General features: G+C 65.6%; 19 protein-coding genes. 7 read left to right on the top strand and 12 right to left on the bottom strand.

Features of this window, described 5'->3' with window-relative positions; genetic code table 11:
• Positions 1-68: 68 nt before the first annotated feature.
• From C5689_RS13290 to C5689_RS13245, 10 genes are all read right to left on the bottom strand, one after another.
• Entirely contained in the window at positions 69-761 is a 693-nt protein-coding gene (locus tag C5689_RS13290) for a hypothetical protein (RefSeq protein WP_108917757.1), read from the bottom strand.
• A 117-nt stretch (positions 762-878) separates the two neighbouring features.
• The gene (locus C5689_RS13285) at positions 879-1,220 is read right to left on the bottom strand and encodes a hypothetical protein (RefSeq protein ID WP_108917756.1); all 342 of its coding nucleotides are present in this window, start codon (positions 1,218-1,220) and stop codon (positions 879-881) included.
• A 255-nt stretch (positions 1,221-1,475) separates the two neighbouring features.
• Positions 1,476-2,447 (bottom strand): 2-oxo acid dehydrogenase subunit E2, encoded by a 972-nt coding sequence (locus C5689_RS13280; protein ID WP_108917755.1) that lies wholly within the window; start codon positions 2,445-2,447, stop codon positions 1,476-1,478.
• Between the two features lie 4 nt (positions 2,448-2,451).
• A complete protein-coding gene (locus C5689_RS13275) occupies positions 2,452-3,891 on the bottom strand; it encodes a pyruvate dehydrogenase complex E1 component subunit beta (protein ID WP_108917754.1) in 1,440 nt (479 codons plus the stop codon).
• Between the two features lie 268 nt (positions 3,892-4,159).
• Positions 4,160-5,197 (bottom strand): pyruvate dehydrogenase (acetyl-transferring) E1 component subunit alpha, encoded by a 1,038-nt coding sequence (gene pdhA / locus C5689_RS13270; protein WP_108917753.1) that lies wholly within the window; start codon positions 5,195-5,197, stop codon positions 4,160-4,162.
• A 150-nt stretch (positions 5,198-5,347) separates the two neighbouring features.
• The gene (locus C5689_RS13265) at positions 5,348-5,701 is read right to left on the bottom strand and encodes an FtsB family cell division protein (RefSeq protein WP_108917752.1); all 354 of its coding nucleotides are present in this window, start codon (positions 5,699-5,701) and stop codon (positions 5,348-5,350) included.
• Positions 5,702-5,745: 44 nt separating this feature from the next.
• Complete coding sequence (locus C5689_RS13260; RefSeq protein ID WP_108917751.1) at positions 5,746-6,498, bottom strand: PopZ family protein; 753 nt, start codon at positions 6,496-6,498, stop codon at positions 5,746-5,748.
• A gap of 188 nt (positions 6,499-6,686) precedes the next feature.
• Entirely contained in the window at positions 6,687-8,111 is a 1,425-nt protein-coding gene (locus C5689_RS13255; RefSeq protein WP_108917750.1) for a TolC family outer membrane protein, read from the bottom strand.
• A 143-nt stretch (positions 8,112-8,254) separates the two neighbouring features.
• Positions 8,255-8,977, bottom strand: a complete 723-nt coding sequence (locus C5689_RS13250; protein WP_108917749.1) for a protein-L-isoaspartate O-methyltransferase family protein — start codon at positions 8,975-8,977, stop codon at positions 8,255-8,257.
• A gap of 244 nt (positions 8,978-9,221) precedes the next feature.
• The gene (locus C5689_RS13245; protein WP_108917748.1) at positions 9,222-9,683 is read right to left on the bottom strand and encodes an RrF2 family transcriptional regulator; all 462 of its coding nucleotides are present in this window, start codon (positions 9,681-9,683) and stop codon (positions 9,222-9,224) included.
• Between the two features lie 350 nt (positions 9,684-10,033).
• On the opposite strand from C5689_RS13245, the gene C5689_RS13240 reads away from it, so the two are divergent.
• Both C5689_RS13240 and cysK read left to right on the top strand, forming a co-directional pair.
• Complete coding sequence (locus C5689_RS13240; RefSeq protein ID WP_108917747.1) at positions 10,034-10,546, top strand: Lrp/AsnC family transcriptional regulator; 513 nt, start codon at positions 10,034-10,036, stop codon at positions 10,544-10,546.
• A 47-nt stretch (positions 10,547-10,593) separates the two neighbouring features.
• Positions 10,594-11,583 carry a cysteine synthase A gene (gene cysK, locus C5689_RS13235; protein ID WP_108917746.1) on the top strand — a complete coding sequence of 330 codons (990 nt, stop codon included), beginning with the start codon at positions 10,594-10,596 and terminating at the stop codon, positions 11,581-11,583.
• Between the two features lie 86 nt (positions 11,584-11,669).
• Here the strand turns inward: cysK and C5689_RS13230 are convergent, their stop codons facing one another.
• Positions 11,670-12,524, bottom strand: coding sequence for a ChbG/HpnK family deacetylase (locus C5689_RS13230; protein WP_108917745.1), 855 nt, complete (start codon positions 12,522-12,524; stop codon positions 11,670-11,672).
• A 104-nt stretch (positions 12,525-12,628) separates the two neighbouring features.
• On the opposite strand from C5689_RS13230, the gene C5689_RS13225 reads away from it, so the two are divergent.
• Positions 12,629-13,609, top strand: coding sequence for a glycosyltransferase family 2 protein (locus tag C5689_RS13225; protein WP_108917744.1), 981 nt, complete (start codon positions 12,629-12,631; stop codon positions 13,607-13,609).
• 151 nt (positions 13,610-13,760) lie between these two features.
• Complete coding sequence (murJ, locus tag C5689_RS13220; RefSeq protein ID WP_108917743.1) at positions 13,761-15,299, top strand: murein biosynthesis integral membrane protein MurJ; 1,539 nt, start codon at positions 13,761-13,763, stop codon at positions 15,297-15,299.
• A gap of 8 nt (positions 15,300-15,307) precedes the next feature.
• Here the strand turns inward: murJ and ubiG are convergent, their stop codons facing one another.
• Complete coding sequence (ubiG, locus tag C5689_RS13215; RefSeq protein WP_108917742.1) at positions 15,308-16,081, bottom strand: bifunctional 2-polyprenyl-6-hydroxyphenol methylase/3-demethylubiquinol 3-O-methyltransferase UbiG; 774 nt, start codon at positions 16,079-16,081, stop codon at positions 15,308-15,310.
• Between the two features lie 321 nt (positions 16,082-16,402).
• Between ubiG and C5689_RS13210 the strand changes: the two genes are divergently transcribed.
• The 3 genes from C5689_RS13210 to C5689_RS13200 all read left to right on the top strand — a co-directional run bounded on the left by C5689_RS13210 (position 16,403) and on the right by C5689_RS13200 (position 19,749).
• A complete protein-coding gene (locus C5689_RS13210; protein WP_108917741.1) occupies positions 16,403-17,635 on the top strand; it encodes an aspartate kinase in 1,233 nt (410 codons plus the stop codon).
• Between the two features lie 72 nt (positions 17,636-17,707).
• Positions 17,708-18,118 (top strand): DUF2267 domain-containing protein, encoded by a 411-nt coding sequence (locus C5689_RS13205; protein ID WP_108917740.1) that lies wholly within the window; start codon positions 17,708-17,710, stop codon positions 18,116-18,118.
• A 134-nt stretch (positions 18,119-18,252) separates the two neighbouring features.
• Entirely contained in the window at positions 18,253-19,749 is a 1,497-nt protein-coding gene (locus C5689_RS13200) for a methyltransferase domain-containing protein (RefSeq protein WP_108917739.1), read from the top strand.

Raw genomic sequence — 19,749 nt, 5'->3', positions numbered from 1 at the left:
TGTCTTAAAGTGTTTTCGAGCGAGGTGGGAATTGGTTCGCGTGAAGAAAACACGATTTTCGTGAGCGCTCAGCGGGCGGCGATCCGCTCCACCGCGTCGCGGCGGGGCTGGGCGAATTTCGTCCGGCTCCTCTCGCTCACCGGCCTCTCGCTCACAGGCTCGACGGCGGCCGGAGCCGTTCCCACATCCAGCTCGCTGATGAAATAGCGAGTCAATTCGGAGACGATCATCGACTTCACATCGGCGCCGAGCGCGGTGACGACCGCACGATAGCAGGCGCTCGGAGGGCCATAGACCTCATGCGTCTTTTGATCGATCAGATCGTCGCGCCGCGTGATCTCGATCAGCTTTTTCTCTTCCAGCGATTTGTCGATGACGGCGAAGAGGCGCGTTCGCGCATCGGCTTTGCCGTAGTCGCATTTGATCGCATCGGCGCCGAGCTTGTCCATGCTGGCGGCGTCGAGCGGAAGGAGATGGATCAGCCGCTCCACCTCGCGCGGTCCGAGCTTTCGCGCGAGGGCGGCGAAATCGTCCGTGGAATTCTTTTTCGCGCCGAGATCGGGATTGATCTCGAAAGCCTTTTGTCCGAGCGCGAGCTTGAAATCGCCGATCTCGACCGACTGCACTCTGGAGAGAAGCATCAGCGCCGAGTCGGGCCGCTGATAGACGATGACCCCGGCTGCGGCGCTCGGCGCGCCGATCGCCGTCGCCAGGGTCGCAGTCTTGAGAAAATCGAACAGTTTCTTGGCAAAATCGCTCATCGCAATGCTCCGTCCCAAAATTTCCGAGCGTTCGATCGCTCGCTTCCAACGCCGAGAATATTGCGGGACGGAGCGGCGCGTTTCTGTGTGTCGACGCACAAGTCGATGAACAATTCGTCAACAAATCTCCGCGGGCCGGCGGACGGCGGCGGGATCGCGCGAGAGCCGCGCGCGCAGGAGATCGATCTCCTTCGACAGCGGACCGGCGCGATCGAAAGCGAGCTGGCCGAGCGGCGCGATGACGGTCTGATGGGCGCCGCCGACGGCGAATTGCGTGACGCACATCACGGCTTCTCCCGTCTCGAATATGGAGGTGACGATACAGTCCGGCGAAAGATCGCCTCGGTGAACGAGGGATTGAGCCTTGCGTCGCAATGTGGGGCGCATCCGCGCCCGGGCCGGAAGAAAATGCGACAGGTCGCGCCAGGCCCCCTGGACGCCGCGCGAAACATTGTCCATCTCGAAATCTCCTCTGCGCAAAATTTTCGTGATTCGGCCGTAGTCGCCGACTGTATGGCGACGATCATAGGCCGAAAAGTCTGCCGCCGTCCTGACGGCAAAACGTCTCGGTCGGGGATTTTTTGGAAAAAACAAACAAAAAAGCATGTTACGCCGAGGTTACGCGACCTTCGTGTGACCTTCATGAAATATTCGCGTTATGTATTATGTATTTATACAAACCGAGGGGAGAGATCGCGGGGGCGAATCCGCCGCTCATGCGAGCATGGCGGCGGGATGCTCGATCAGCCGCTTGAATTCCGCGAGCAGGGTCGCGCCGAGCGCGCCGTCGACGGCGCGATGATCGACCGAGAGGGTGACGCTCATGATCGTCGCGACGACGGGCGCGCCATTTCTGGCGACGATGCGCTCCTCGCCGGCGCCGACAGCGAGAATAGTCGCGTGCGGCGGATTGATCACGGCGGCGAAATTCTTGACGCCGAACATTCCGAGATTGGAGACGGCGGTGGTTCCGCCCTCATATTCATTGGGCTTCAACTTGCGCTCGCGGGCGCGCCGCGCCAAATCCTTTAGCTCGATCGCGATCTCGCGGAAATTCTTGGTCTCGGCGTTGCGCACGATGGGCGTCACCAGCCCGCCGGGGATGGAGACGGCGACGCCGACATCGGAAGATGTATGCTTCAGCATCGCCGTCTGCGTGAAGGTGACATTGGCGTCGGGAACCTTCTGCAGCGCCAACGCCATGGCCTTGACGATGATGTCGTTGACCGAGACCTTCCACTCGGGCTCGCCATTCGCGCTCTTGGGCGCGGCGCTATTGTAATCCTCGCGCAGACGCAGCAGCGCGTCGATCTCGCAATCTGTCTGCAGCGCGAAATGCGGAATCGTGCGCACCGCCTCGACCATGCGCCGCGCGATCGCCTTGCGCATCGAATCGTGCGGGATTTCGGTGAAGGAGCCAGGCGCGAAGAGCTGACGCACCACAGCATCCGACATTCCGACCGGCGCCTCGATCACTGGGGCGGAGGACGCCGTCGCCACGGGCCGCGCGCCGGAGCCGAGCGCCGATTTCACATCGCGCTCTATGATGCGGCCATGCGGGCCGGAACCCTTCAGCGCGGAAAGATCGAGTCCGCCTTCCTTGGCCAGCCTGCGCGCCAAAGGGGAAGCGAAGATGCGTCCGTCGGCTCCGCCCGGGGCGAGCCGCTCGTCTCCAGAGAGCGCCATGAGGTCACCTATAGAGAACGGCCTTCGCCGCCGCGATCACATCGGCGACGGAAGGCAGAGCCAGCTTCTCGAGATTGGCGGCATAGGGCATGGGTACGTCCCTGCCGGTGACGCGCAGCACGGGTGCGTCGAGATAATCGAACGCCTCCTCCTGCACGCGGGCGGCGATCTCCGCGCCTATGCCGCATTGCGGCCAGCCCTCCTCCACCGCGACGCAACGGCCGGTCTTCTTCACCGATTCGATGATGGCGGGAACATCCATCGGCCGCAGCGTGCGCAGATCGACGACCTCTGCCTCTATCCCCTCCTTGGCCAGCGCCTCGGCGGCCGAAAGACAATGTGTGACGCCGATGGAGAAGGACACGAGCGTCACATCCGTTCCCGGCCGGGCGATGCGCGCCTTGCCGATGGGAATGAGGAAATCCTCGAGCATGGGTGTGTCCCATTGCTTGCCGTAGAGAATCTCGTTCTCGAGGAAGACGACGGGATTGGGATCGCGAATGGCGCTCTTCAAGAGCCCCTTGGCGTCGGAGGCGTTGGAGGGTGCGACGACCTTCAGCCCCGGCACTTGCGAGAACCAGGCCGCGTAATCCTGGCTGTGCTGCGCGGCGACACGGGCGGCGGCGCCATTGGGGCCGCGAAAGACGATGGGGCAATTGATCTGCCCGCCGGACATATAGAGCGTCTTGGCCGCGGAATTGACGATGTGGTCGATCGCCTGCATGGCGAAATTGAAGGTCATAAACTCGCAGATCGGCCGCAGCCCAGCGAAGGCGGCGCCGACGGCGAGGCCGGCGAAGCCATATTCGGTGATCGGCGTGTCGACGACGCGGCGCGGACCGAATTCCTGCAGCAGGCCCTGCGTGACCTTATACGCCCCCTGATATTCCGCGACCTCCTCGCCGATGACGAAGACATTTTGGTCGCGGCGCATCTCCTCGGCCATGGCGTCGCGCAGAGCTTCGCGCATGGTCATGGGGAGGAGCGTCGTATCGGCGGGAATTTCGGGGACGGCGACTGCGGGCGAAGGAGCGGCGGGCTCGGCCGCAGTCGCGGCCGGCGCAGCGGGGACGGCGGCGGCAGCCGCCTCCTGCGGAGCGGAGGCTGGAATATCCGGCGCCTTGGCGGGCGCAGGCGCGGCGTTCTCGGTGGGGGCGGCGGCCGGCGTCGAAGGCGGAGCCTCCGCGGGGCCGATCTCCTCGCCCTCCTCGGTGATGACGGCGATGGGCGTGTTGACGGCGACATTCTCGGCGCCGCCCGGCACGAGGATGCGGGCGAGCACGCCCTCGTCCACGGCCTCCACCTCCATCGTCGCCTTATCGGTCTCGATCTCGGCGATGACATCGCCGGCCTTGACCTTGTCGCCTTCGTTCTTGAGCCATTTGGCGAGCTTGCCCTGCTCCATCGTGGGCGATAGCGCGGGCATGAGGACATTCACGGTCATGGATTTATCCGCCGGGTGAAAGGCGCGGGCTCTTCCTTCTCCCACTCGTGGGAGAAGGTGGCCTCGCCATAGGGCGTCCGAGAGGACGCCCGTCGCGGGCGCAGGGCTAATGGCGAGGTCGGATGAGGGCTGTCGCTACGACGACCGGCTCTGAGCATGTGTCTCGAACGAGCAAAAGAACTATGGACCCTCATCCGACCCGGCTGCGCCGGGCCAACTTCTCCCGCACGCGGGAGAAGGAGAAGAGCGCGATGAGCCCGCCCCTCCCTCATAGAACCACATCCGTCCACAATTCGCTCGGATCGGGCTCTGGATCATTGGTCGCGAAATCCGCCGCCTCGGACACGATGCGGCGCACGGCCGCGTCGATCTGCTTCAGTTCGTCCTCGCCGATCCCGCCGGCCAGCAGACGGGCGCGCACCTGCTCGATCGGATCATGTTCCTCGCGCACGCGCTGAACTTCTTCCTTGGAGCGATATTTCGCGGGATCGGACATTGAATGGCCGCGATAGCGATAGGTCTGCGCCTCTATGAGGAAAGGCCCCTTGCCGGCGCGGCACCAGTCGAGCGCCTCGCGCGCGGCGGCGGCGACGGCGCGCACATCCATGCCGTCGATCTGCCGGCCGGGAATGTTGAAGGCTGTGCCGCGCATCGAAAAATTCGACTGCGCAGAGGAGCGCTCCACCGACGTCCCCATGGCGTAGCGGTTGTTCTCGACGATGAAGACGATGGGCAGCTTCCAGAGCTCCGCCATGTTGAAGCTCTCATAGACCTGGCCCTGATTGGCGGCGCCGTCGCCGAAGAAGGTCAGCGAGACGGAGCCGTCGCCGCGATAGAGATCGGCGAAAGCGAGGCCGACGCCGAGCGGGGCCGGCGCGCCGACGATGCCATGGCCGCCATAAAAATTCTTCTCGCGCGAGAACATGTGCATCGAGCCGCCCTTCCCCTTGGAATAGCCGCCCCTCCGCCCGGTGAGCTCGGCCATCACGCGCCTCGGCTCCATGCCGCAGGCGAGCATATGGCCGTGGTCGCGATAGCCGGTGATGAATTGATCTGTGGATTTCGCCGACATTCGCGCGCCGACGACGACCGCCTCCTGGCCGATGTAGAGATGGCAGAAGCCGCCGACGAGACCCATGCCATACATCTGGCCGGCCTTCTCCTCGAAGCGGCGGATCAGCAGCATGGCCCGATAGGCGGAAAGCTCCTGCTCGCGCGTGAAGGCCAAGATGCCGCCCTCGGCCTGCGCGCCTTCGGCCGCGCCGGCGACATCGGCGAGTTTCGCATTCTTATCCGCTGCCGGCATGTCCGCCCGTCCTCGTGGTCGTTCGACACTATCTGGGAGCGCGTGAGGCGAAGAGCGAGCCCTCGTCCCTCCCGCGTCGCGGCAAGGGCTCCGCCTCCGGCAGAATAGCTCGAGCACGCGCCGAAAACGAGCCGTCTCGCAGCGCTGTCCTCAGCGGCGCGTGGACGGCGCAGGCGGCGTGAGAATGACGATGTCGTTGCGATGCGCGCGCCCGAGCACCAGACGCGCCTCCTCGTCCAGAATATCGGCGTCGACGACGTCGCCGCGCACCAGCGCCAGCTTACGCTCCCATTGCGCGCGCTCGGCCTTCAGCCCGGCGAGCTCGCCGCGCAATTCGGCGATGCGCTGCTCATATTCGACGCCGGCCTTGAGTCCGCGCTGACCGTTGACGCCGTGCCAGACGAAATAGCTCGCCACGAGCCCCGCCGCTCCGTAGAGCAGCAGGGGGATCACAAAGGAGCGCAGAACATGACGAGCGAACATGCCGCCACTTTGCGCGAACATTGTATAAGCGCCGTTAACGGCCTGGGTCTCGCCGAATCGGGCTGTCAGCGCCGCCCGCGCGCGACCCGCTCGATCTCCGCGCGCACGAGGCGCTCGACGAGATGCGGCAGATTGTCGTCGAGCCATTGCTTCAGCATCGGCCGCAGCATGTCCTGCGCATAGCGCTCGATGAGATCGGCCTCGCTGATGACGATGCTCGCCGCCAGCGCCTGGAAATGCGCGCCGATGGACATGGCCGCGTCGGTCGAGACGAGCGGCGTCGGCTCGCTGTCATTGGCCGGCTCGGCCGGGCTCGGCTCGATGCTCGCCGTCATGGGCTCGTCCTCGGCGCCCTCCTCGTCCATATCCTGAACATAGGGCTCCTCGGCCGCCGCGAGAGGTTCGTCGAGCGTTTCGTCCACCGCTTCCTCGGCCGTATCTTCCGACCAGCGGCTCTGATCCGCGGATACGGGCGCGGACGCCTCCGGCTCGGGAGCAGCGCTCGGCCGCAGCCAGAAATCGGCGGGCTTCGCCGGCTCCACCGCCGGGATGGGAGCGGGAGCGGCGACGACAGGCGAAGGCGCGGCCGGACGCGCGGCCACAGGCGCGCGCGCGGCGGGCGCAGGCGGCGTCTCTTCGTGCTGCTGCGGCTCGGCCGGACGCTTCTCCTTGTCGCGCTCGCGCCTCGCGGCCGGCAAAGCGTCGTCATCGGCGATAATGCGCCGGATCGATGCGAGGATTTCCTCCATCGACGGCTCGTGCGACCTGCGCTCGGCGTCGAGCGCCGGCGCGGTGATCGAAGCGTTCACTGCGCTCATGAGATGTGCTGCTTCCCGTCTCGCGGCGACGGCTTTCGCGATATCGTCGCCGCTCGCTCTCCTCTCCGCTCTTTGCGAGCGTCGATTCGCATCATCGGACGATTCCCCCTTTGGGTAAAACCGCGGGGGTTGTGCGTACGGGAGTTTTCACACGAATTTTTAACGATCGGCGCCGCGCGGCGCTCCGCTCAATGCGCAGCGGACGCGTCGAGGCCGAGCCACATGCCTCTCACTTGCTCGAAATGCGCCGTCGGATCATAGGCGACGACATCGAGCTTCAGATTCGCGGCCGACAATCGGCCGATCGCGCCGAGCGCAGCGTAAGAAGCGACGACGCGGTCGCGTTGCGCGATGATCAGAGCGACGCGCGCATTGAGCAGCGCATATTGCGCATTGAGCACGTCGAGCGTCGTGCGCTGGCCGACCTGCGCCTCCTCGCGCACGCCGCGCAGAGCGATTTCCGCCGCTTTGACAGCGGCTTGGCCGGAGAGAATCGAAGCGCGCGCCGTGTCGAGCTGCGCATAGCTGGAGACGACGCTGGCGCGCACGCTGTCGCGCTGCAGATCGGCGTTGAAGCGCGCCTGGCCCAATTGCTCTTTGGCCTGGCGGATAGAGGCGTATTCGGCGCCGCCCTGATAGATCGGCACGTCGAGCCGTCCGCTCGCGCCGGCGGAGAATTGCCGCGTCGCCGGCGAACCGAGAAAGGAATCGTATTGCTGCGAGAGCTGCGCGGCGACAGAGAGCGTCGGCGCCAGCGCGCCCTCCGCCACTTTCACCGCGGAGGCGGCGACATCCACCTGATGCTGCGCGGCGACGACGCCCGGATGCTCGACGATGGCGACTGTGATCGCCTGATCGAGCGACTTCGGCAGCAGCGCCTCGACCGATTGCGCCGGCTGCAGATTTTTCGCCTCGACGCCGATGATCTGCCGATAATTGGCGACGCTGGTCTTCAATTGGCCTTGCGCGCCATAGAGTTCCGTACGCGCCTGGGCGAGCGTCGATTCGGCCTGCGCGACATCGGTGCGCGTCACCTCGCCCACTGCGAATCGGTCGCGCGTGCGCAGAAGCTGCTGCTCCAGCACGGCGACATTGTTCTTGCGCAGATCGAGCACCGCCGTGTCGCGCAGCACATTCATATAAGCGGCGGCGCCATTCTGCAGCGTCGCCTGTTCGGTGAGGCGCATAGCCTCGCGCGCGGCGTAGACGCCCGATTCGGCCTGCCGCACGGAATTGCCGGTGCGGCCGCCGTCATAGACCGTCTGCGAGAGGCTGAGCGTCGCGCCGCGCGGATAGCCGACATATTCGTCGTACATATAGGTGCGCTGGCCGGTCAGCTGGCTGCGGCCCGCCGGGATCTTGATGTTGGAGTTCTGCGGCCCGACGCTCGCCGAAATGCTCGCCTTGGGACGCATTCCGGCGGCGGCCTTGGGCGCCTCCTCATCTCTGACGCGCACATTGGCGCGCTGCTGATTCATGTCGGGATTGCCGTGGTAGGCGCGCGCCAGCGCCTCTTTCAGAGTCTCCGCCGCGGCCGACGACGAATGAGCGAGGCCCATGACCAAAAGCCACAGCCCGAGCCAGAACGACGGACGCAATTCGACGATACGCATTCCACAAAGACCCGCTCTGCGACACGGCGCGCTCGGCGCTCGACGAGCCCTACGGCCTACTCACGGAACACGACGCTCGAAACAGGGAATCCGAGCCAGAAGATCGAAGACTTGGATATCGTCGACTTGGGAAATCGCCGCCGTCAGAATACGAAGCCGGGCGCCTTCTCGAAGCCTTCGAGAACGGGCGCAGAGGCGTCGAACAAAGCGCGCGCGCCGGCCGGAGCGCCGCCGGAACGATCGTAACGGGTGACGGCCCAGCCGGCGTCCGGCTCCGCCTTGGCGATGGCGAGAAGACGGCCTTCGGGGGCGAGCTGCTCGAAAAGACGCTCGAGACCGGCCTCCACCGCGCCTTGCACGAGGATGACGTCGAAGGGCGCAGCCGAGGGAACGCCGGCGGCGAGCGGGCCGATCTCGACGCGGACATTCCCGACGCCGACGAATTGCAGATAGGAGCGCGCCGTCGCGGCGAGGCGGGCGTCGTCCTCGAGGGCGACGATCTCGCGCGCCAGCGGCGCGAGCAGCGCCGAGGAGTAGAAAGTGCCTCCGGCGATATCGAGCACGCGGTCGGTCTCGCGGATCTCGGCGTCCTGGAGCAGACGCGCGAGCACCAGCGGCGGCAACAGCGCGCGCGCAAGGCGGCCGTGCTCGTCCTTGAGGGTCAGCGCGAGATCGGAATAGGCGAGCGGGGCGAGATCGTGCGGCAGGAAAATCTCGCGCGGCACGGCGAGGAAGCGCCGCAGCAGCGGCAGATCCGTCACATCGAATGTGCGCAACTGCCGCTCGACCATCGTCTGGCGCAGGGCGGCGGTCGCCGCGCCTTGTTGCGAATTCGTCTCTGCGTGGAGCTCAGCAGCTTCGGCCATCGACCTTCCGGCGTCGCGCCGGCCTCTCGCGGGGTCTCGACGACGGCCGCCGGTCCGCCGCGGGCGCCCCGCATATTGAAAAGACGCCAAAATTCCAAAGAAGGCGTTCGGACGGGCCGGCTCCTCTCGCCGAACGCTTTCGCTCGCGCCGCGCTGCAAGAGCTCGGCCGTGCGCTTTATAGGTTCGCGCCGCGCGCATGTCCATGGCGACCGGACGCCCTCCCCCGATTCCGCGCGAGCGCCGTCAGTTTCGCTCGAGTTCGGACACGAGCGCGCCGGCCGGGCCGTCCTCGCCGAGCGCCCGCATCTGCGCGAGCGTGCAATTGTCGAGCACGCTGGCGATGGCGTCGCGCGCCTCGAGCATCAGGAGCCGCACCGTGCAATGGGCCTCGTCCTCGCAATCGTCGCAGCGGCGATAGACGGTGCGGCTGGCGCATTGGATCGGCGCGAGCGGTCCGTCCAGCACTCTGATGACGGCGCCGACGCGTATCTCCTGCGCAGAACGGGCCAGCGTGTAGCCGCCGCCCTTGCCCTTCTTGGAGTGGACGAAGCCGGCGTTGCGCAGCTCGCCGAGAATGGCGTCGAGAAACTTCTTGGGGATCTGATTCGCCGCGGCGATATCGGTGACGAGCGAGGTCCGCCCCGGCTCGAAACCGGCCAGATAGACCATCGCCTTCAATCCGTATTTCGCTTTCTTCGTCAACATGAAGCGGCGTCTCCTCGGGTCCGCATAGCCGGCGTGTAGGGTGAAATTTTCTCCGGCGAGCAGATTCTACAGCAAATTGGCGCCATTTTGCGCCGCTTGTCCACTGGCGGCCCGGCGGCCCTCGACGCCGCGCAAAGCGGCGAGTTTCTTCTACAGCCTATGTTATTCGTAGACAAATCAGCGATTAAGCCGCGCTCACCGCAGCGCGGCGGGCAATTCGACCGCGGTCGCGCCATTTCCCGCCGTCATGGCCGTCGGGCCGCGAGCCGCCTCGGCCGTCGCTTCTATCTTGACATGTTATAGTATTTTTGTGGACTATAGGAAAATCTTTCTCGAACGCCGGAAGCGCCATGGACGCCATCGACCGCCACATTCTCTCGATTCTCCAGGAGGACGCCTCTCTCTCCATCGCCGACATAGCGGCGCAGGTCGGGCTGTCGCAGACGCCCTGCTGGAAGCGCATCCAGCGGCTGGAGGCGAGCGGCGTTCTGCAGGGGCGGGTCGCTCTGCTCTCGCCCGAGAAGCTCGGTCTCGGCCTCAGCGTCTATGTCTCCATCGTCGCCGGCGAGCATTCCGACGCCTGGCTCGATCGCTTCACCCGTTCCGTCGCCGCCATGCCGGAGGTGGTGGAGTTCTATCGCATGGCGGGCGACGTCGATTACATGCTGAGGGTGGTCGTCTCCGACATGATCGCCTTCGACGAATTCTATAAGCGCCTCATCGCGGTCGCGCCTCTGCGCAATGTGGTGTCGCGCTTCGCCATGGAGCGAATCAAGGCGACGACGGCTCTGCCGCTCGAAACCGCTCCGCCGATCGCCTTTCCCCGCGCGCGCCGGGTGGCCGAAGAGGCCGTTGCAGGATAAGCTCGCGACAAGCGCGTCAGCGACCGACATAATTCGAGGAGCAACCCATGTCTGAGGCAGTAGCAGCGCCGATTTTCATCCGATCGGAAAAACCCGGCCGCGGCCGTATCTATGATTCGATCACGCAGACGATCGGCGATACGCCGCTCGTGCGTTTCGACCGTCTCGCCAAGGAGAAGGGCGTCAAAGCCAATCTTCTCGGCAAGCTCGAATTCTTCAATCCGCTCGCCAGCGTCAAGGATCGCATCGGCGTCAATCTGATCGACTCGCTGGAAAAGAGCGGCCGCATCGCGCCCGGTCGCAATCTCTTGATCGAGCCGACCTCCGGCAATACGGGCATTGCGCTCGCCTTCGTCGCCGCCGCGCGCGGCTATCGCCTCGTTCTGGTGATGCCGGAATCCATGTCGATCGAGCGTCGGCGCATTCTCGCCGTGCTCGGCGCCGAGCTGGTGCTGACGCCGGCCGCGCAGGGCATGAAGGGCGCCGTGGCCAAGGCCACCGAGCTCGCCGCGGAAAATCCCGACGCGGTCATTCCGCAGCAGTTCGAGAATCCGGCCAATCCCGAAATCCATCGCGTCACCACGGCCGAAGAGATTTGGAACGACACCAAGGGCGAAATCGATTATTTCGTCTCCGGCGTCGGCACGGGCGGCACCATCACCGGCGTCGGCCAGGTGCTGAAGCCGCGCCGCCCCAGCCTCAAGGTCGTCGCCGTGGAGCCCGAGGATTCGGCGGTGCTCTCCGGCCGTCCGCCGGGACCGCATAAGATTCAGGGCATCGGCCCCGGCTTCGTGCCGCCGATCCTCGACCGCACGATCATCGACGAGATCGTCACCATCGGCAATCAGACCGCTTTCGAGACCGCGCGTCAGCTCGCCAAATTCGAAGGCATTCCGGTCGGCATCTCGTCGGGCGCAGCCGTCGCCGCCGCGCTCGAAATCGCCGCGCGTCCAGAGGCCGAGGGCAAGAATATCGTGCTGATCATCCCCGACTTCGCCGAGCGCTATCTCTCGACCGCTCTGTTCGAAGGCGTCTGACATAATTGCATCGCGGGACCGGCTTCTGTTCGCATCGGAAGCCGGTCTTTTCGCTCGTGATCAGCTTTGCCGCCGACGAAGCTGTTTCACGCTTCCCGTCTCAACCGGCCGAGCGCGGCGCTGCGAACGAGCAGCACCTCTTCGAAACGCGGCGAGAGCAAAAAGGCGAGCTCCTGCTCGCGTGTCACGGTCACCGGATCTTGCGCGCGCAAATCCTCGTCGACACGGCCGGGATGGCACATCACGAGATGCCGCTCGCCGGGCGCGCGCAAATAGGTTTCGAATTGCGCGGCGTAATCGCTCTGCGGATCGAAATCGGAAAAGCCAGCGAAGCCTTCGTTGAGCAGAAAGCCGCGCGCCACCGCCTCGCGCCGATAGCCGCGCCCGATGGCGCGCACCGCCAGAGCCTTGCGCATGTCCGAGCCGCGAATCACGATGCGATGCATTCGATCGCCGGCGTCGCGCAGCCACAGCTTCTCGCCGGTGAGGCCGCGCTTCTCCAGCGCGTCGAACAGCGCCGTGCGCACGCCGGGCAGCGCATGAACATGCTGATGCCCGTCGAGATGGTCCGGCGCGCGGCTCATCACCGCATAGAATCGGTCGATCTGGCGGTCGATCTCGGCGCGGATCTCCTCCATCGGCAGCTTTCCGCGCATGGCGGCGCGAATCACCTCGCGCAAAGGCGGAAACACGCCGCCCGGAGCGAATTTCGGCATATTGGCGAGCGGACGCCCGAGGGTCAGATTGAAATGCACGCCGATATCGGCGTCATGGCGGCGGCGCGCCAGCTCCCGCCCCATGGCCGGCCAGCGATCGACATTGGTGAGCGCGGAGACCGCCGTCAGCCGCCCGGCGTCCAGCGCCTCGAGAATGCCGAGGCTGACGCCCATGGAGAGACCATAATCGTCCGCGCAGAGCGCGACCGCACGTTGCGCCGCCATCTTCTGTCCTGCCCTTCCCACGCCGCGGCGCGCTTGCGCATTTTCGCGCGCCCGCCTAGGTCTTGCCCGTTTCTCTTGCCCGGTTCGAACCTATAAGGCGAGCGATGGACGATAAAGCCGAAAATCCGCCTCCGGAGATATCCGTAGCCATTCCGGTCTTCAATGAGGCGGCCAATCTTCGCCCGCTCGTCGCCAGGCTGAAGCCCGTGCTGGAGCGCTGCGCCACCTCTTTCGAGATCGTCTTCGTCGACGACGGCTCCTCCGACGAAACGCTCGCGGGATTGCGCGAATTGCATGAGGAGGACCCCCGCGTCAAAGCAGTCTCCTTCAGTCGCAATTTCGGCAAGGAGATCGCTATCGCCGCCGCTCTCGACCACTCCCGCGGCGCAGCCGTGGCGCTGATGGACGCCGACCTCCAGCATCCGCCGGAGACGATCGCCGAATTCGTCGCCAAATGGCGCGAGGGCTATAAGAACGTCTATGGCGTGCGCCGCGACCGCGCCGGCGAGCCGCTGCTGCGAACGCTCTTCGCCAATCTCTTCTATGGCCTGTTCGATCGTTTCGGCGAGACGCCTCTGCCGCGCGGCGCCGGCGATTTCCGCCTGCTCGACCGCCAGGCGATCGACGCGCTCTCGCGAATGCGCGAGCGGGCGCGCTTCTCCAAGGGCCTTTTCGCCTGGATCGGCTTCAAATCGATCGGCGTGCCCTTCGAGGTGGAGGAGCGCGCCTCCGGCCGCTCCAAATTCAATTACGCCAAGCTCATCCGCTTCGCGCTCGACGGGCTGATGTCCTTCTCCTCCGTGCCGCTGAAGGTCTGGGCCGTGGTGGGGATCATCGTCTCGACCTTCGCGCTCGCCATGGCGGCCTATTATTTCTGGCGCACGGTGTTCTATGGCGTGGATGTGCCCGGCTACGCCTCGCTGATCGTCTCCATCGCCTTTCTCGGCGGAATGCAGCTGTTCTCGCTCGGCGTGCTCGGAGAGTATATCGCGCTCATTTTCGCCGAGGTGAAAGGACGTCCGCTCTATCTCGTCGCCGAACGAGTGGGCGTGGAAGACGATGAGCCTGCGAGACCACTCAAATGAATATAGGGCTCCCGAGTCACCCTCATGCTGAGGAGCGCCTGAAAGACGCGTCTCGAAGCACGCCGCATCCCACGGTTCCGCCTTCTGGAGCCCCTCGTGCTTCGAGACGCGGCCTGCGGCCGCTCCTCAGCATGAGGAGTGTGGTTGCTCCATGATTCGTAATCTCCTCTCCGTCGGCGGCTTCACGCTGCTCTCGCGCATCACGGGCTTTCTGCGCGATGTGATGCTGTCGGGCATTCTCGGCGCCGGACTCGCGGCGGACGCTTTCTTCATCGCCTTTCGACTGCCCAATCATTTCCGCGCCATTTTCGGCGAGGGCGCCTTCAACGCCGCCTATGTCCCCTGCTATTCCAAGGCGCTCGAGCAGCAGGGAAAAGACTCGGCGAAAGAATTTTCGAGCGAGGTGTTCACGCTTCTGCTCGCCTCGCAGATTCTGCTGCTCATCCTCGCTTACGCCTTCATGCCGCAATTCGTCGCCCTGCTCGCGCCGGGCCTCGACGATCGGCCGGAAAAATTCGCGCTCGCCGTTTCGCTGACGCGCATCACCTTTCCCTATCTGCTCTGCATGACTCTGGTGACGCTGCATCAAGGCACGCTCAACGCCAATGGCCGTTTCGCCGCGCCCGCCTTCGCGCCCAATCTGCTCAATCTTTCCATGATGGCGGCGCTCGCCGTCGCCTTCCTGTTTCCGAGCGCGGCTTTCGCCGCCGCCTGGGGCGTGACGATCTCCGGCGTCTTGCAGCTCGCGCTGCTGATGGCCAACGCACGCTTGATCGGCGTGATGGAAGGCCTCGCGCGGCCGCATTGGAATCGCGTGCGCGAATTCTTCCTGATGCTGGGGCCGGCGGTGATCGGCTCGGCGAGCGGGCAGATCGCCATTTTCGCCGATACAATCATCGCCTCCATGCTCCCGGACGGCGGCGTCTCCTCGATCAATTACGCCGACCGCATCTATCAGCTGCCCAATGGCGTCATCGGCCTCGCCGCCGGCACAGTGCTGCTGCCGGAGATGAGCCGCCGCATCGCCGCTGGCGACGAGGACGGCGCCCATGCGGCGCAAAATCGCGTGATGGCGCTGACCATCGCGCTGGCCGCGCCTTTCTTCATTGCTTTTGTGACGATCCCCGAACTCATCATGAGCGGCGTCTTCCTGCGCGGCGCCTTCACCCACGCTGACGCCGCCGCGTCGGCGGATGTGCTCACGGCCTATGGCGGCGGGCTGATGGCGCTCGTGCTGATCGCCTCGGCGCGCGCCAGCTTTCAGGCGCATGGCGACACCAAGACGCCCATGTATGTCGCGCTCGGCGCCGTCGTGGTGAATGTGGGGCTGAAGATCGCGCTCTATGAGCCCATGGGCGCGCCGGGCCTCGCCACCGCGACCTCCGTCGGCCTCTGGCTCAATCTCGCTGCGCTGATCGGCCTCGCGCTGCATCGCGGGGCGATGCGCTTCGACGAGACGTTTTTGCGCGTCTCGATCGCAAGTCTTTGCGCAAGCGCGCCCCTGCTGGCGACGGCCATCTATGGCTATGGGCCGGCGATGGCGCTGGCGGGGCGCCTCGGCCCCTTGCGCGATATCGCCGCTCTGCTGCTGCTGGGCGCGGCGGGAGCACTCGTCTATGGAAGCGTTCTCGCCGTCTGCCTGCGCCTCTTCGGCCTGCGCCTGTCGCAGCTGAGACGGGCAAAACGCTGATCTGCGCGTCAGCCGGACTTTTTCGCCGCCATCATATAATTCACATCGGTGTCGTGGCTCTTGCGCCAGCTGCGCGTCAGCGGCTGGAAGCTCATGCCGGAGCGGTCGATCTCGCGCAATCCGACGCGGCGCAGCCAGGCGGACAATTCGTCGGGCCGGACGAATTTGTCGTGGTCGTGCGTGCCGCGCGGCACCCAGCCCAGCACATATTCGGCGCCGAGAATCGCCAGCGCATAGCTCTTCAGCGTGCGGTCTATGGTCGCGAGAAACAGCATTCCGCCGGGCTCGACCAGCGAGGCGAGCGTCGCGACGAAATCGCTCTGTCCTTCGACATGCTCCAGCACCTCCATGGCGACGACGATATCGAAGCGCGCGCCTTCCGCAGCCAGCGCCTCGGCGGTGCTGTTGCGATAGGCGATGTCGAGGCCAGAGCGCTCCGCATGGCGACGCGCCACCTCTATATTATTGGGCGCGGGATCGACGGCCGTGACCTTCGCGCCCAGTTCGGCCAGCGATTCGCTCAATATGCCGCCGCCGCAGCCGATATCGACGAGTCGCAGCCCTTCGAGCGGTCGCGCGTCATGACGGTCGCGGGCCGCGCCGTCCGCGCGGAAATGACGGCAGGCGAGATCGCGGATGTAATGGACTCGGACCGGATTGATCTCGTGCAAAATGCCCATCTTGCCCGTGGCGTCCCACCACAGCTCGCCGAGCCGGTCGAAACGTTCGACGTCTTTCGGGTCGACGCTGGCGGAATGGGGGCGGTCATGATGCTGCGGCACGCTTGTCCTCTTTTGTTCGGCCTTCCGGGCTCCGAACCGCAGGCCGGAGGTTTCCTCATCCTGAGGAGCCTGCGAAGCAGGCGTCTCGAAGGACGAGGAAACCGTCGGCCCCCGCCTTCTGGAGCCCTCGCGCTTCGAGACGCGCCTTTCAGGCGCTCCTCAGCATGAGGGGTAGCGGGGTTTCGGTTCGCCTAGAGTCCCGTCCCCGCCGCGGCGTTGACACCGGCGGCGGGGGCGTCACATATACGCCCGCTTTTGGTCGGATGCGAGCGGCCATCCGGCTCGCCCGAGCCGGGCCCGTGTTTCCAATCTAGGTCGGTCATGGCTCGTCTGGTGATGAAATTCGGCGGCACCTCGGTCGCCAATGTGGAGCGCATCCGCAATGTCGCGCTCCATGTGAAGCGCGAGGTGGAGGCGGGATATAAGGTCGCCGTCGTGGTCTCGGCCATGTCCGGCAAGACCAATGAGCTGGTCGCCTGGTGCAAGGACGCCGCCGCCCTGCACGATCAGCGCGAATATGACGCTGTCGTCGCCTCCGGCGAGCAGGTGACGGCCGGTCTTCTCGCCATTGCCCTGCAGAATATCGGCCTGTCCGCGCGCTCCTGGCAGGGGTGGCAAATCCCGATCCTGACCAGCGACGCCCATGGCTCTGCGCGCATCCAATCGATCGACGGCTCCGCTCTGCGCGCCGGCTTCGATCGCGGCGAGGTCGCCGTCATCGCCGGCTTTCAGGGAATTCACCAGCCGAGCGGCCGCATCACCACGCTCGGCCGCGGAGGCTCGGACACCAGCGCCGTCGCCGTCGCCGCCGCCATAGAAGCGGATCGCTGCGACATTTATACGGATGTCGACGGCGTCTACACCACCGATCCGCGCGTCGTGCCCAAGGCGCGGCGCATGGAGCGCATCGCCTTCGAGGAGATGCTGGAGATGGCCTCGCTCGGCGCCAAGGTGCTGCAGGTGCGCTCCGTGGAGGTGGCCATGGTGCATGGGGTCCGCACCTTCGTCCGTTCGTCCTTCGACGATCCGGCCCGTCCCAACAGCGGCACGCTGATCTGCAAAGAGGAGGATATTGTGGAAGCCCAGGTCGTGACCGGCATCGCCTTCTCGCGCGACGAGGCGCAGATCACCCTTCGCGGCGTCGCCGACAAGCCGGGCGTGGCGGCCGCGGTCTTCGTGCCGCTGGCCGAGGCCGGCGTCAATGTCGATATGATCGTGCAGGTCGCTTCCGACGCGACCATGACCGACATGACCTTCACCGTGCCGGCGGCCGAATATGAGCGCTGCCTCTCCATTCTCGAGAAGGCGAGGCCTTCGATCGGTTATGCCGGGCTCGCCGGCGCCAAGGATGTGGCGAAGGTCTCGGCCATCGGCATCGGAATGCGAAGCCACGCCGGCGTCGCCGCCCGCGCCTTCAAGGCGCTGGCCGAGAAGGGCGTGAACATTCGCGCCATCACCACTTCGGAGATCAAATTCTCCGTGCTGATCGACGCCGCCTATACCGAGCTCGCAGTGCGCACGCTGCATTCGCTCTATGGCCTCGACGCCGAGTGAGGCCGCTGCGAAGTCGTCGCAATCGCCGCGTAACTGTCGAGACCGAGCATATTTTAAAAGTAGGAGCCGAGCATGGATGAATTGATCGCCCGCATTTCCGCAACGCTCGGCGTCGAGCCCGAGACGGCGCGCCTCGCCGCCGGCCATGTGCTCGGCTTTTTCCGCAAGGAGTTCCCGGACGGTCCGGCGGCCGATCTCATCGCCAAGCTGCCCGGCGCCGAGGAAGCGATCGCCGCGGCCGAGGCGGCTCCGGCGGCGGATGGCGGGCTGCTCGGCGGTCTGTTGGGCGGGCTCGGCGGCCTCGTCGGCGGCTCCAAGGGCGATCTGATGGCGCTCGCTGGACGGCTCTCCAGCGTCGGCCTCTCCATGGATCAGAGCCAGGCGTTGGCCAAGGAGTTCTTCGCCCATGCCGAGGGGCTGGTCGGCAAGGAAAAGCTGAAGCAAATCACCGATTCCGTGCCGGGGCTGTCGCAGTTTTTATGAGGTCGTTTTCGTCCGGCGGACAGACGCGAACCTTCCGGCTCGCACTTCGGCTCCGATGAAGGAGACCGCCAGGCAAGCCTGACGACAGCTCGGCGCGGCAAAACATGTCCCGTTTGTTTCGGGAGCATAGCCGCATGAGTCTGCATATTTCCCCTCCGTCGCCGCCGGACCTCGTCGACACGCTCGCTGTCTGGCGCGCGCGCTTTCCTCGTTTCGCTGAAATGATGGACGCCGGCGAATCGCCGGTCAAAGCTTTGCGCTATCTCGGCCTCGGCCTCTGGCAGGAGGGCGATGTGACCGGCGCCGTCGCCGCTCTGACGACGGCGGCCTCGCTGACGCCCGAGGACGCCGATCTCCTCGCCGATCTCGGCGCTGTGCTCTGGCTCGACGGCCGCAAGGCCGACGCGCTGCAATGTTTCATCGCCTCGCTGGAGCGCGATCCGAGCCGCACTCAGGTCTGGCTCACCGTCGCCAGCCTCTGCAACGAGATCGGCGAGACCGCCACCGCCGAGCATTCCTATCTCGCGGCGCTCGATCTCGACCCCGCCTGCACAGAGGCGGCGACCGGGCTCGGGCTCATCTGCCTCGAGAGCCGCCGCTATGACGAAGCCGTCACGCTGCTGCGCGGCGCGCTGGATCGTGGCGTCGCCACCCCGGGCCTCTACGCCTGCTATGGTCAGGCGCTCTATCTGATCGGCGAGTTCGCGGCCGCGCGCGCGGCATTGCAGCGCGCCGCCGAGGCGCTGCCCGAAGAAGCGCCGATCGTGCGCAAATATGCGCTCGCGGCTTTTGTGGAAACGACGATCGCAGCGTCGCCGGAAGAGGCCTTCGCCGCCTATCGGCGCGCCGCCGGCCTCCACGCGGAGGAGGACGAGCGCGTCGCTCGCTCGGGCTTCCAGGCGCTCTGCGGCTTCGGCCGAAAGGAAGCGGCGATCCGCCTCGGCGAAGCGCTGCTGCGCGGGGCGCCGGACGATCCGATCATCCCCCATCATCTCGCCGCATTGCGCGGATTGCGGAGCGAGCGCGCGTCGCGCGCCTATATCGCCGCCTGCTTCGACAAATATGCGCCGGACTTCGATCGGCATCTCGTCGAGACGCTGGGCTATCGCCTGCCCACGACATTACAGCCGCTGCTGGCCGAGACCGCGCGCGCTTTCCCGCGCATTCTCGATCTCGGATGCGGCACCGGCCTCGCCGCCGAAATGCTCGCCGGCTTCGGCGAGGAGATCGTCGGCGTCGACCTCTCCCCGCGCATGTTGGAGAAGGCGCGCGAACGCCGGATCTATGCGCGGCTGGCGGAGCAGGATGTCGAGGATTTCCTGGTAGCCGATGGCGAGCGCTTCGATCTCGTCGTCGCGCTCGACCTGCTGATCTATTTCGGCGACCTCTCCGCTCTGTTCGCCAGCGTCGCGGCGCGCCTCGCCCCGGGCGGGGTCTTCGCGTTCAGCATAGAGACCGGGATCGAGGCCGATTATACGCTCACGCCGACAGGCCGGTTCACGCATGATCCGGCCTATGTCGAAAAATCGTGGGAGAAGTATTTCGCCCCGCTGGTCTCGCGGGCGACGACGATCCGCATAGAGGCCAACCGGCCGGTCGATGGCCGGCTGCTCCTGCTGCGGCGGCGTTGA

Source organism: Methylosinus sporium, assembly GCF_003113265.1.
Classification (GTDB): Bacteria; Pseudomonadota; Alphaproteobacteria; order Rhizobiales; family Beijerinckiaceae; genus Methylosinus; species Methylosinus sporium.
The sequence above is the reverse complement of the archived record's forward strand: the minus strand, read 5'-3'. Positions and strand labels throughout refer to the sequence as shown.

Bases quoted from the DNA above. Each gene is read 5' to 3' on its own strand.
- C5689_RS13225 (WP_108917744.1), top strand. From the start codon at position 12,629: ATGGACGATAAAGCCGAAAATCCGCCTCCGGAGATATCCGTAGCCATT.
- C5689_RS13250 (WP_108917749.1), bottom strand. From the start codon at position 8,977: ATGGCCGAAGCTGCTGAGCTCCACGCAGAGACGAATTCGCAACAAGGC.
- C5689_RS13255 (WP_108917750.1), bottom strand. From the start codon at position 8,111: ATGCGTATCGTCGAATTGCGTCCGTCGTTCTGGCTCGGGCTGTGGCTT.
- C5689_RS13285 (WP_108917756.1), bottom strand. From the start codon at position 1,220: ATGGACAATGTTTCGCGCGGCGTCCAGGGGGCCTGGCGCGACCTGTCG.
- pdhA (WP_108917753.1), bottom strand. From the start codon at position 5,197: ATGCCGGCAGCGGATAAGAATGCGAAACTCGCCGATGTCGCCGGCGCG.
- C5689_RS13280 (WP_108917755.1), bottom strand. From the start codon at position 2,447: ATGGCGCTCTCTGGAGACGAGCGGCTCGCCCCGGGCGGAGCCGACGGA.
- C5689_RS13290 (WP_108917757.1), bottom strand. From the start codon at position 761: ATGAGCGATTTTGCCAAGAAACTGTTCGATTTTCTCAAGACTGCGACC.
- C5689_RS13245 (WP_108917748.1), bottom strand. From the start codon at position 9,683: ATGTTGACGAAGAAAGCGAAATACGGATTGAAGGCGATGGTCTATCTG.
- murJ (WP_108917743.1), top strand. From the start codon at position 13,761: ATGATTCGTAATCTCCTCTCCGTCGGCGGCTTCACGCTGCTCTCGCGC.
- C5689_RS13210 (WP_108917741.1), top strand. From the start codon at position 16,403: ATGGCTCGTCTGGTGATGAAATTCGGCGGCACCTCGGTCGCCAATGTG.
- C5689_RS13205 (WP_108917740.1), top strand. From the start codon at position 17,708: ATGGATGAATTGATCGCCCGCATTTCCGCAACGCTCGGCGTCGAGCCC.
- C5689_RS13260 (WP_108917751.1), bottom strand. From the start codon at position 6,498: ATGAGCGCAGTGAACGCTTCGATCACCGCGCCGGCGCTCGACGCCGAG.
- C5689_RS13230 (WP_108917745.1), bottom strand. From the start codon at position 12,524: ATGGCGGCGCAACGTGCGGTCGCGCTCTGCGCGGACGATTATGGTCTC.
- C5689_RS13200 (WP_108917739.1), top strand. From the start codon at position 18,253: ATGAGTCTGCATATTTCCCCTCCGTCGCCGCCGGACCTCGTCGACACG.
- C5689_RS13265 (WP_108917752.1), bottom strand. From the start codon at position 5,701: ATGTTCGCGCAAAGTGGCGGCATGTTCGCTCGTCATGTTCTGCGCTCC.
- C5689_RS13275 (WP_108917754.1), bottom strand. From the start codon at position 3,891: ATGACCGTGAATGTCCTCATGCCCGCGCTATCGCCCACGATGGAGCAG.
- C5689_RS13240 (WP_108917747.1), top strand. From the start codon at position 10,034: ATGGACGCCATCGACCGCCACATTCTCTCGATTCTCCAGGAGGACGCC.
- cysK (WP_108917746.1), top strand. From the start codon at position 10,594: ATGTCTGAGGCAGTAGCAGCGCCGATTTTCATCCGATCGGAAAAACCC.